Genomic DNA, 12,325 nt, shown 5'->3' with positions numbered 1-12,325 from the left:
TCGTTATATTAGATCAGGAGATATTTATGAATAAGCAAAATAGACCAATCATAGTAATGGGACACAAGAATCCGGATACAGATTCTATTTGCGCAGCCATTACCTATGCAAATTTAAAGAGACATATAACTCACGGTGACTATATTGCCTGTAGAGCTGGACACCTTAACGAGGAGACACAGTTTGTATTATCTCATTTTGGAGTTGAAGTACCAGCTTATGTCAAGGATGTGAGAACTCAGGTTAGAGATATGGAGATCAAGATGCTTGAAGGGTCAGATAGAAATCTTTCCCTGAAAAATGCCTGGTCTAAGATGCGTGACAACGAGGTTGTTACCCTTTGCGTCACTGAAGGGGAAGAACTTTCGGGAATTGTCACAACCAATGACATTGTAGAAACCTACATGGATGTTATAGATCCTAAGATCTTATCAGAAGCCAAGACCTGCTACAGAAATATTGTTGAGACTCTCGATGGAGAACTTATAGTCGGAGAAATAGAAGACGTTCTTGAAAAGGGTAAGGTTGTTATAGCCGCAGCTAATCCTGATATGATGGAAAATGTTATTGAGGAAGGCGATGTTGTCATCCTTGGTAACAGGTATGATATGCAGTTGTGTGCTATCGAGATGAATGCAGGCTGTATTATCGTCTGCGAGGGTGCTGATGTAGCCAAGACAATCCAGATCCAGGCACGTGAGCATGGAACAAAGATCATAACAACTCCACACGATACTTTCATCGTTGCGAGACTTATCAATCAGAGTATGCCGATTGAGCATGTTATGAAAAAGAACAATCTGGTTGCTTTCCATATGGATGATTACATTGAGGATATCCAGGAAATCATGGCTTCCATGAGGCACAGATATTTCCCTGTTCTTGACAAGAATGATCATTATATCGGTATGATCAGCCGTAGAAACTTCCTGGGTGCCAAGAAGAAACAGCTGATCCTTGTTGACCACAATGAAAAGAACCAGGCTGTAAACGGCGCTGATACTGCAGAAATCCTTGAGATTGTAGATCACCACAGACTCCGCACCATTGAGACATCAGGCCCAGTCTTTTTTAGAAATCAGCCGCTTGGCTCAACCTGTACTATTATCTATCTTATGTACAAGGAGTTTGGAATAGAGATTGACAAGACTACAGCAGGACTTCTTATGGCAGCTATTTTGTCTGATACACTTATGTTCAGATCTCCAACCTGCACAGTTATAGATGAGAATGCAGGCAAAGAGCTAGCCTCTATTGCAGGGGTTGACTATGAATCCTTTGCAAAAGAGATGTTCCATGCAGGATCAAATCTTAGCGGCAAGAGTGCAAAAGAGATCCTTCATCAGGACTTCAAGAAGTTTACAGTTGATGATATGACAATTGGAATTGGCCAGATCAACTCTATGAGCGGAGAAGAGCTTGTTGAGATAAAAGAAAAGATAATGCCTGAGCTTGAAAAGGTGGCTTCTTCAGACGGCCTTGATATGTTGTTCTTTATGCTGACCAATATCATTACAGAGTCATCTGAGGTTGTATTTGCTGGAGCAAAGGCTCAGCATACTCTTTCATCAGCCTTTGGTGTCAGCGTAGAGGGAGACAGCGCTATGCTTCCAGGTGTTGTATCACGTAAAAAGCAGCTACTTCCTTCAATTGTTGAGACAATTCAAAATTAAATTTTTATTTGTATTGGTTCTGAAATTTTTAATCTGGGGGGATTATAAGATATGGACGAACTACGTACTAAATTGCTACATGAGATTATGGGGATTTATGGACCAAATCAGGGGCAGAGCATAGGGGCTGTGATAATTCCGGCCTTTGTATCTGATTTTAAGAGTGTCGTGGAAAAGAGCGATAGCCCTGATGAGGTAACAGAGGAGTACATGACAGAGGACAAGAGAATACATCTTGTACTGTGTGGGCGAAAGACCCTTGGTAAAAAGGGCTATAGCACCTATGTCACCGATGCAAGGTTTAATGGCAAAAGACTTTTTGAAGGGGCAAATGAACTTCATATAGCTATATAAGGAGTATAAAAGATAAATGACAACTGGTAATGACAATTTAGAGTGGAAAGAAGTTCACGTAGATCACGTATGTCAGGATGAATGGATAGACTTCAGGCGCTGCGATTATAAGCTTCCTAATGGGGAAATCATTGGTCCTGTCTACAATTATTCAAAGCATAGCTTTTCTATAGTGGTTGCTACTGATGAAAATGGTGATTTTATCTGTGTTCGCCAGTACAGACATGGAATAGATGAGATTACAACTGAGTTCCCTGCAGGAGCTATTGAATACAAGGAAAAGAGTGATGTGCCTTACATTACCTTTGACAATATCCTCTCAACTGAGGAAGAGGCCTTTGATGCAGCAAAGAGGGAACTTCAGGAGGAAACAGGTTATGTTTCTGATAACTGGAAGCATCTTATGACAATTCCAGCCAATGCAACATTATCAAATAGCTTTGTACATATTTACGCAGCGACAGACTGCCACAAGGTATCTGAGCAGGAGCTTGATGAATCAGAGTTTTTATACGTAAAGAGGCTAAGCGAAGAAGAACTTCTAAAGCGCATGAACGGCGGTGATTTCAAGCAGTCACTTCATGTGCTTGCGTATTATCTTTTTAAGAATACCCCTTGAACTAGCATCTTTCTTGTGTTATATTAAATAAGCTGTTCGTCGCGTGACGGACAGCCAATATACGCCGGCATGTCGGAATGGCAGACGATGCAGACTCAAAATCTGTTGTGGGTAACCACGTGTGGGTTCAAGTCCCACTGCCGGCACTAGAGCCTCCTGTTTTACAGGAGGTTTTTCTATATGTTATAATAATATTCGTAATATTGTGTATTCAAATATCTTTTTACGAATAGGAAAAATTATGAAATTAGTATCTGTTGATAAACTAGAGCCTGGACTTGTAGTATCTGAAAACATTTATACTATTGACGATAGGCTGGTTCTTACTAAGGGCACGGTTCTTGATGACAAGGATATTGCCAGGATTAAAGCACATTCTTTATACAATATCTTTGTAGAAGATCAGAAAAAGGACGTCCCAGTCAAAAAAGAGACTCCATCTTCTGAAAATCTTTCCTATGCAGAAAAGCTTAAGAGTACAGAGGAATTTATCAGATTTAAACAGCATATCGAGGAAAATGCAGAAAAGCTTGAAGAGTCCTTTAGAATGATAGCTAACGATACTATGCCTCTTGATATCGAAAAACTTACGGAACCTGTATATCATCTTTTTGTAGAGGCAGGTGGGACTGCAGGTATTTTCGATATGATCCACAACCTTCGCGACAATAGCGATGAAGTCTACATGCATTCCCTTAACGTTTCACTTATCAGTAATACTCTGGCAACCTGGATGAGACTACCAAGTGATGAAATAGAGCTTGCTACTGCTGGGGGACTTTTACATGACATAGGAAAAATGCTGATACCCCAGGAGCTTGTCAATAAGAAAACACCACTTACAGAATATGAGCAAAGAGTAGTGCGGGAACATGTGGTAAGAGGGTATGAACTAGTTAAAGACAAAGAAATTGATGTTCATATAAAAAACTGTATTTTGATGCACCACGAAATGAGAGATGGCTCAGGATATCCTCTTGCGCTTAAAGGCGATCAGATAGATGAGATAGCATCAATTGTAGTAATATCAAATATCTATGATGAGCTTACTTCAAAAAGACTTCACAGAGAGGCAGTTTGCCCATTTGTAGTTATTGAACAGTTTGAAAAACAGGGGCTTGATAAGTTTAGCCCCAACGCGGTAATGACTTTTTTGTCCAATATTGTTAATACTTTTATTGCTAACCGAGTTCTTCTGAGCAATGGTCAGGCTGGAGAAATCATATTCATAAACCCTGAACATTTATCTAAACCCGTTGTCAAATGCGGAACTGAGTACGTTGATCTTGCAGCCAAAAGAGATATTTCGATTATTTCCGTTATTTAAAAAGAAAATAAGTAAAAATGCACAAAAGCAGGAAACGTTTTTTGTAAAAAGCGTTTCTTGCAGATTTGGTGCGCAAAATGGTATTATTTGAGTGGAAACTGAAATAATATTTCTAAGTTTCCTTTTGCAATGAATAAGTTGGCTAAAGAGGCTTATTTAGGCCATCTTTGGCAGAAATGGAAGTGTTATGAAAGATCTGGCAAAAGAGATTTTTGGAAACGTTATTAGTGACAAAGACTATAACAGTGCGCTCAAATCTAAAAAAAGCTATATGAAGAAGTATGGCGATGATTCAGGGGTTGATTACAAGATCAAGGTTACTGATAATAAGGTTATCGGGCCACTTCTTGGCGTGAAAAATGTTGAGGTGACAGCTAAAGGTAATTCTGAGGGAGAAATGGATACCCAGAAGGGAATCATAGTTGGCAATATCAGAATGGGCTTTGGACATTATCGGATTTCCATGGCTATGGCTTCATACGCCAGACATTTAGGATATACACCATATTGGATGGACCTTAATTCATATCCTGAGACTACCTGTACTAAGGTAATTGGACATCAGAATGATCTTTATTCACTGGGGTCAAGATTATCCAAGAATGCTTTATTTAATAAGCTCGTATGGGAGCCTACTAACTATGAGGGCTTTAGAGCACTTACTTATAATTCCAAGGATCAGAAAAATGCAGAGCTTATGGCTCCTGTATACAAGAATGTACCTAAGGATATTCCGGTTATTGCAACTCATGTATGGCCTGCACAAGCAGCTATTCATGCAGGAATGAAGCATGTTGTAAACGCTATTCCTGATAACTGGCCTATGGCACTTCACCTCTCAGAGGGAAGTCTTCATACAATTCAGTGCAGAAATGCATATATGGGCTATAGAATCTTAAATGGAATGAACAAGAAAAAGGTCTGCAAGCCAATGCCTCAGGACAGCCTTGTTTATACTGGACATTATATAGACTATGAGCTGGTCAGCAATATTGAGAAGGACTGCGAGGCCAGACTTGATAGAAAGAAAAATAATAAGCCAATGCGTTTCCTTCTTACTATCGGAGGAGCTGGAGCTCAGAAGGAAATATTTGCTGAGATCATCAGATATCTTTTACCACATATCAGGAACGGCAAGGCTATGCTATATGTTAATGTGGGAGATTATAGAAATGTGTGGGATCAGCTTGTCTCTGAGATTTCAGATATGAAGGGGCTTTGCACAGAGCATATGGACAATTGGGAAGACACGCTTTCTTTTGCACAGAAGGCTCTTGACCCAGAAGAAGATATCACAGGTATCCACGCATTTTATCACAAGGATATCTTTGAGGCAGTTTATACAACAAATCTTCTTATGAGAAGCTGTGATGTACTGGTTACCAAGCCAAGTGAGCTTGCCTTTTACCCTGTGCCTAAGCTCTTTATCAGAAGAGTTGGCAAACATGAAATGTGGGGAGCAATCCACTCTGCAGAGATTGGGGATGGAACACTTGAATGTAGAGATATTCCACATACTATCCAGATGCTTGATCAGTTCCTTGAAACAAGACTATTGGATGAGATGTGTGAAGCAATTGTTCTTAACAAGAACATGGGAATTTATGACGGAGCAAAGAAGGTAGTAGAACTGGCTATGGGACTCAAGGAGGAATGAGATGTCTGAAAAAAGAACTTTAACAGGGGTTGAAAAGTTTGCATACGGCATAGGTGCTGTTGCCAAAGACATGGTTTACATGCTATCAGCATCCTATGTACTGTATTACTTCCAGGATATTATGGGAGTCAGTGCCATTGCTATGGGTATCATTCTATTGGTGGCACGTGTGTTTGATGCTTTTAATGATCCTATCATGGGAGTTATCGTTGCCAAGACTAAGACCAGATGGGGAAAATTCCGCCCATGGCTTATGATTGGTACAATAACAAATACAGTACTTCTTGTGCTTATGTTTGCTGCACCACCAACACTTGATGCGGGTGGGCTTATAGCATATGCAGCAATTACTTATATTCTGTGGGGTGTTACTTATACAATGATGGACATTCCTTACTGGTCTATGGTACCAGCTTTCACTGAAAGCGGTAAGGAAAGAGAAGGCCTCTCTGCGTTGGCACGTTCCTGCGCAGGTGTAGGCTCAGCCATCATTACCATCGTAACTGTTATGGCTGTAGCTGCCATTGGATCCAAGATGGCTGCTGGAAGCGCAGATAATATCAATAGAGTTTACGACAACTCTAATACAAGCTTTGAAGTAACAGCTATAGAAAGAGATGCAGATGGCAATCCTACTAGCAATATGATCTTTTTAGACGATGCCAAAGTTACACTTTCAGTTTCTGCAACTCAGAAGGTATTTGACGGAACAGTTGGCAATGAGAATGTGGCTGACGGTGTTGTTTACTTAAAAAATGATAATACAGATTACTCATTTACTATTGGAAATATTGCTATGAACGAGAACCTTGGCAATAACGCTATCGAGATCTCAATGGACTCTGCAGATTGCGGCAAGGCTGTTGTAGCAATTTATGTTCCTTCTGATGAATTTAATTTAATTCCTGTTTCAGGACCTACTGATATCAAGATTGATATGAATTCAACAGTAGAAGTTGAGAGACTTGGTTTCAAATACTTCTCACTTATCATTGGTATAGTGTTCATTCTGTTTATTACAATTACTTGTGCTTGCATTAAAGAGAAATCTACAGTTGATATGAAAACTGCATCAATAGGAGAGATGTTCAAGGCTCTTGTTCAGAATGACCAGGCTATGACAATTGTTATTACTATTGTTTTGGCGAACACTGCATTATACATTACTTCGAATCTTTTGATTTACTTCTTTAAATATGATCTTGCTGGAAGTAACTGGCAGGGCAATTACACATTGTTTAATACTTTTGCTGGTGGGATGCAGATTCTTGCAATGATGCTGTTATTCCCTCTTCTTAGAAAAATCTTTTCAACACTTAAGATTTTTTACATCTGCGTAATTGCTGAGATCTTTGGATATTTAGTTCTTTTGGGCATGGCAATTACTGGTATTACAAATGTATTTGCCTTCTTTATTCCAGGATTCTTTATTATGTCAGCTTCCGGAATACTTAATGTAGTTATAACAGTATTCCTTGCAAATACAGTTGATTATGGCGAAATCAAGAACTACCGCAGAGATGAGTCTGTTATTTTCTCTATGCAGACCTTTGTAGTTAAGCTTGCATCAGGAATTGCGGCACTTGTAGCATCTATATGTCTTGCATTATTCAATATTCAGGAGGATAGTGCTAGCGTCCTTGATATGGCAGGACTTGTTGAGAAAGTGCGCAACTCAGGTGTTCTTGCTTCTATCGATAACAGCTCTGTAATGGGGCTTAGAATGATAATGACAATTGGACCTACTATTGTTCTTGTCATTGCAGTGCTATTCTTTAAAAAGAAATATATTCTTAATGACGAGAAACTACAGGAAATCTCTGTAGAACTTGTTCAGAGAAAAACAAAGGGAATGTGATATGAAAACAAAAAAACCAATAACTAATGGTCTGTTATGGATATTTGCTTTGGGACAATTTGGATGGAGCCTTTTATCAGGAATTGTTTCAAACTGGATGGTATATTACTACACAGGAAGTCCAGATGCCCAGAATCCAAATACAGGCTTATTTGCCACAGGAATTACACAGCAGCCTATTCTTTTTAAACTGACCTTATTTGGTCTTGTTCTTGCTGCTGGAAGAATATTTGATGCGATTACTGATCCGCTTATTGCAGGATGGTCAGATAGAAGTAAGTTTAAAGGCGGCAGAAGAATTCCATTTATGAGAGCAATGGCAGTTCCATTTTCTCTTTGCACAATTGGACTTTTTACAATTCCTCAGACTTCTAGCATCCAGATTAACGATGTAACTTTATTTGTTCTTCTTATGGTGTTCTATCTGTTTATGACTATGTTCTGTACACCATATAATGCGCTTATTGCTGAACTTGGAGATACGCAGCAGCACAGAATAAATGTATCAACTTATATTTCATTTACATTTATCGTTGGACAGAGTATTTCATTCCTTCTTCCTAACGTTGCTGGTATGCTTGAGCCATCAGTTGGACAGGCAGGTTCAATAAGACTTGCTGTTGCTATTATGTCAGCAATTGCTTGCTTTGCAATGCTGTTCCCGGCTTTCTATATCAAGGAAAGAGATTATATTGAGAGCAGGCCAAGTGAAACAAAGCCTTTTAAGTCGCTGATCGATACTTTTTCAAATGTTCAGTTCAGACATTTTGTATACAGTGACGTGATCTACTTCTTTGCACTTACTCTGTTCCAGACTGGTCTTGCTTTCTATGAGACCAAGCTCATGGAAATACCTGATACTATGACATTTACACTTACAGCTACTATGACAGCTATTAGTGTATGCCTGTATCCTGTTATTAACGTACTTGCCAAGAAGATTGGTAAAAAGAGCCTTATCATTACCGGATTCTTTGCTTATTCAGTAGTATTTGCTATTACATCTCTCTGCGGAGTTGGAGTTCACTGGGGATTTATAATTGCTGTTACAGCAGCAATTCCTATGGCTATACTTGGCATTCTTCCACAGGCATGTGTTGCAGATGTGGCTGAACTTACAAGACTTGAGACTGGAGAAGACAGAAGCGGAATGTTCTTTGCTGCTAGAACTTTTGCTTTCAAAATGGGACAGGCTATTGCAATGGTTACATTTACTTCCATTACAGTTGCTCAGACCAAGCAGAGCTACAGATTGACAGCTATTGTTGCTTTCATTACCTGCTTTATTGGAGCAGTTATCTTCTTTAGATATGACGAAAAGAACATTATTGGAAAGATAGGCAAATTAAAAGAAGAAAAATAATATTAGTATTCTTAAGCACCCTCTTAACATGGATAATATCCGGTAAGAGGGTGTTTTTATGCCCTGCTAAGCCTTTAATTTTTCGATTTTTTATTGTATTCTATATGTTGTAGATTTCTATATTTTCATTATTGTTGTTTGACTAGATGTTGTTTTTGCAGAAGCTTATACACAGGTGCGTGTATGGCTAAACTTAGGTGATTGCATGACATGTAAAGATATAGATAAGTCCATAACTTTATTTTTAGAAGATGATCTTGATAATCAGGATCTGGCTGATTTTTTGGATCATATTGATAACTGCCCTGAGTGCAGGGAAGAACTGACAATTCAGTTTTTGGTCAGAACTGGTATGCAGAGGCTTGAGGACGGTAATACCTTTAATCTTAAGGAGGAACTTGATAACCTTCTAAAGAGTGCAGAGAAGAGATTAAAGGGGAGGAGAAGGCTTGTGCATTTTAGTTTTCTTTTGGAAGTCCTGGTCCTTGCCCTTGCTGTAACGACAGTGATACTGGCATTTACAATTGGATAGAATAAGGCTTTATCAGACTATAAGAGATTTGAGGAAGAGAAATTGAGTAAGACAAGTATAAGTGTAAATAAATATGTTAGGGATGCTTTTTACAGCATCCCTGATTTTACAAATGGAGATGGTAACCATATTGGTGGCGTATATGGAGCTATGTTTAAGCTTGTAAGCCTTCTTAAAACTGGAGAGAGCGATGAGGTGGAGCTTATCACTGAGACTTCTGATGGTAGCGCGAGCTCTGACCTTGAAATTCAAGATACTCCTTTCGTTAAATGGCAGATAGATTATTTTACAAGTGAGCTAAAAAAGGTTCTTGCAGGCAACATCACAGATACGGATAATGGCTTTTCTTTTACTGTATCTGATGATCTTGTAAATGCTCTTTCAGAGAAGCTTACTGAGCTTTCTCCAACTGGCCAGGTCAAGGCTGCACCAGTGTTTTCTCTTAAGATGCGACAGACATCTGATTTAAATGAAGTAGAAGAAATCTTTAAAAATGCATATGAGTATGGAACGAAAGACATAGACAATTATGTCGCATTTTATTTACTTACAGACAGCGTTGCTCCAAAGAGTGGCAAGCATCACGAGATTCTGGGTCTTTCAATATGCTTTGATGAAAACGAGGCTGTATATATTCCTGTAGAAAATTTCATTACATCAGATTATCTTGGCAAAAAGTTGTCTGTCCTAAGTGAAAAAGTCAGCCTTGTGACTTTTGATATAAAAGAGAGCTATAGAGTTTTTGAACCTTTTGAAATTACAGATAGAACCTATGGCTATGAATATGCTGAGGATGGTACCTGCAAAGATAGGTCCTATAAGGACAAAGCCAGATGCTTTGATACGCTGATAGGGGCTTATCTTGTAAATCCAAACAAGAATGACTATGAACCTTCAGATGTTGCCAAGGAGTATCTGGGGCTAACTCTTCCTAAAAAGGCAGATCTATTTGGAAAAAAGAGTATTAGAGAAACGGATGAGAAGACTATTTGTGATTATGCCTGCAAGATAGCTTTTGTGTGCTTTAAAACGGCACCGCTTCTTAAGAGTAAGCTTTCCAAGCTTGGCATGGAAGATCTCTTTTACAATATCGAGATGCCTCTTTCATATATCCTTTATTCCATGGAAAAAGAGGGTATTATCGCGAAGGCTGATGAGCTTAAAGCCTATGGAGATAAGCTTCAGATCAGGATAACTGAACTTGAAAAACTTATTTTCCAGGCTGCAGGCTGTGAATTTAACATAAATTCACCCAAACAGCTTGGAGAGATCTTGTTTGAAAGACTAGGACTTCCTGCAGAAAAGAAAACAAAATCAGGCTATTCAACTGCGGCAGATGTTCTTGAAAAGCTAGCTCCGGAGTATCCTATTGTTTCGGACATTTTAGAATACAGAGGACTTACCAAGCTAAAGTCAACCTATGCTGATGGTCTTGCTGCCTTTATTGAAGAGGATAACAGGATACATACCAGCTTTAATCAGACAATAACAGCGACAGGGCGAATCAGCTCCACAGAACCTAACCTTCAGAATATTCCTATGAGAACAGAGCTTGGAAGACTTATCAGAAAGGTCTTTGTTCCAAGGGAAGGCTATGTATTTGCAGATGCAGATTACTCTCAGGTTGAGTTAAGAATCCTTGCTCATATGGCTGATGACAAGGAACTTATAGCCGCTTATCACGAGGGTAAAGATATCCATACGATCACAGCATCCAAGGTTTTCCATGTTCCGTTTGATGAAGTAACTCCTCTTCAGCGTAGAAATGCTAAGGCAGTTAACTTTGGTATTGTATATGGAATCAGTTCTTTTGGACTTTCGCAGGATCTTTCTATTTCTGTTGGCGAAGCCAAGGAATATATGGAGAAATATTTTGAAACTTATCCGGGAGTTAAGGCATATCAGGAAAAAGCTATCAGAGAGGCTAAAGAGAAAGGTTATTCTCTTACAATATTTGGAAGGAGAAGGCCTATTCCTGAACTTAAGGTATCAAATTTTAATGTGAGGCAGTTCGGAGAGAGGGTTGCGATGAATGCTCCTATTCAGGGAACTGCAGCTGATATCATGAAGATAGCCATGATAAACGTCTTCTTTGAACTTAAAAAGCTTTCTCTAAAGTCAAGGCTTATATTGCAGATTCACGATGAGCTTGTGATCGAGACTGCTCCAGATGAAGTGGAGACGGTTTCAGTTCTTTTGACAAGGCAGATGGAAAGGGCTGCAAACCTTTCAGTGCCTCTATTGGCAGAATGCCAGATTGGATCAGACTGGTACGAAGCTAAATGATTTTTGGAGATGCTTTATGGGAGAAATAAAAAAAGGAAAAACTAATATTATTGGCATTACTGGTGGAGTAGGGGCCGGCAAGAGTACTGTGCTTGGATACATCAGGGATAATTATAAGTGCCGCATTATTTTTTCAGATGATGTGGCTAATGACATTAAAAAGAAGGGATTTCTTGCCTACGATCGACTTGTTGAGCTTTTGGGACCTGAAATTCTTGGGGATGATGGAGAAATAGACAGGGCAAAAATGGCCTCTGCTATTTTCAATAATAAAAATAAACTAAAATCTGTTAATAACATTTTGCATCCTGCAGTAAATGAATATATTATTAATATAATAGAGGATGAAAAATCCCGTGGCGAGCTGGATTTTGTTTTTGTAGAGGCAGCTCTTTTGATAGAAAACGGGTATGACAAGATTGCAGACGAGCTGTGGTACGTATATGCATCAGAGGACGCAAGGAGGCAGAGACTAAAAGACTCAAGGGGATATTCCGACGAGAAGATATCGGATATTTTGAGTAAGCAGCTAGATGACGCGACCTTTAGGGCACATTGTCAGTTTGTTATTGATAATTCCGGGACTCTGGAAGAAGCAGCAGAGCAGATTGACCGAAAACTAAAGGGTTTTGAGCTTTAACTAAACTAAAAGTATG

Annotated in this window: 10 protein-coding genes, 1 tRNA gene and 1 pseudogene; all 12 read left to right on the top strand. The window is 39.1% G+C overall.

The genetic code is table 11. From position 1 onward, the window contains the following. Positions 1-26: 26 nt before the first annotated feature. The 12 genes and pseudogenes from BLO53_RS00440 (at position 27) to coaE (ending at position 12,309) form a co-directional block, all read left to right on the top strand. A complete protein-coding gene (locus BLO53_RS00440) occupies positions 27-1,673 on the top strand; it encodes a putative manganese-dependent inorganic diphosphatase (RefSeq protein WP_092058200.1) in 1,647 nt (548 codons plus the stop codon). A 51-nt stretch (positions 1,674-1,724) separates the two neighbouring features. Continuing rightward, positions 1,725-2,027, top strand: a complete 303-nt coding sequence (locus tag BLO53_RS00435) for a hypothetical protein (RefSeq protein ID WP_143003186.1) — start codon at positions 1,725-1,727, stop codon at positions 2,025-2,027. Between the two features lie 16 nt (positions 2,028-2,043). Next, a complete protein-coding gene (locus tag BLO53_RS00430; RefSeq protein WP_092058196.1) occupies positions 2,044-2,646 on the top strand; it encodes an NUDIX hydrolase in 603 nt (200 codons plus the stop codon). Positions 2,647-2,709: 63 nt separating this feature from the next. After that, positions 2,710-2,792, top strand: a tRNA-Leu gene (locus tag BLO53_RS00425). A 95-nt stretch (positions 2,793-2,887) separates the two neighbouring features. Next, positions 2,888-3,973, top strand: a complete 1,086-nt coding sequence (locus BLO53_RS00420; protein ID WP_092058194.1) for an HD-GYP domain-containing protein — start codon at positions 2,888-2,890, stop codon at positions 3,971-3,973. Between the two features lie 187 nt (positions 3,974-4,160). Then, positions 4,161-5,630, top strand: a complete 1,470-nt coding sequence (locus tag BLO53_RS00415) for a DUF6937 domain-containing protein (protein WP_092058192.1) — start codon at positions 4,161-4,163, stop codon at positions 5,628-5,630. A 1-nt stretch (position 5,631) separates the two neighbouring features. Beyond that, positions 5,632-6,159 (top strand): annotated as a pseudogene (locus BLO53_RS19915) (MFS transporter); the annotation flags it as partial. Continuing rightward, entirely contained in the window at positions 6,139-7,488 is a 1,350-nt protein-coding gene (locus tag BLO53_RS19825) for an MFS transporter (RefSeq protein ID WP_092058508.1), read from the top strand. The pseudogene BLO53_RS19915 and the gene BLO53_RS19825, both read left to right, overlap by 21 nt. Position 7,489: 1 nt before the next feature. Continuing rightward, positions 7,490-8,851, top strand: coding sequence for an MFS transporter (locus BLO53_RS00405; RefSeq protein ID WP_092058191.1), 1,362 nt, complete (start codon positions 7,490-7,492; stop codon positions 8,849-8,851). 205 nt (positions 8,852-9,056) lie between these two features. Next, entirely contained in the window at positions 9,057-9,383 is a 327-nt protein-coding gene (locus BLO53_RS00400; RefSeq protein ID WP_092058189.1) for an anti-sigma factor family protein, read from the top strand. Between the two features lie 42 nt (positions 9,384-9,425). Continuing rightward, positions 9,426-11,669 carry a DNA polymerase I gene (gene polA / locus BLO53_RS00395; RefSeq protein ID WP_242875259.1) on the top strand — a complete coding sequence of 748 codons (2,244 nt, stop codon included), beginning with the start codon at positions 9,426-9,428 and terminating at the stop codon, positions 11,667-11,669. A gap of 16 nt (positions 11,670-11,685) precedes the next feature. Beyond that, positions 11,686-12,309, top strand: a complete 624-nt coding sequence (gene coaE, locus BLO53_RS00390) for a dephospho-CoA kinase (RefSeq protein ID WP_092058187.1) — start codon at positions 11,686-11,688, stop codon at positions 12,307-12,309. Positions 12,310-12,325: the final 16 nt, after the last annotated feature.

Origin of the sequence: Butyrivibrio sp. INlla14, assembly GCF_900102515.1 — a bacterium.
Lineage (GTDB): Bacteria > Bacillota > Clostridia > Lachnospirales > Lachnospiraceae > Butyrivibrio.
The sequence above is the reverse complement of the archived record's forward strand: the minus strand, read 5'-3'. Positions and strand labels throughout refer to the sequence as shown.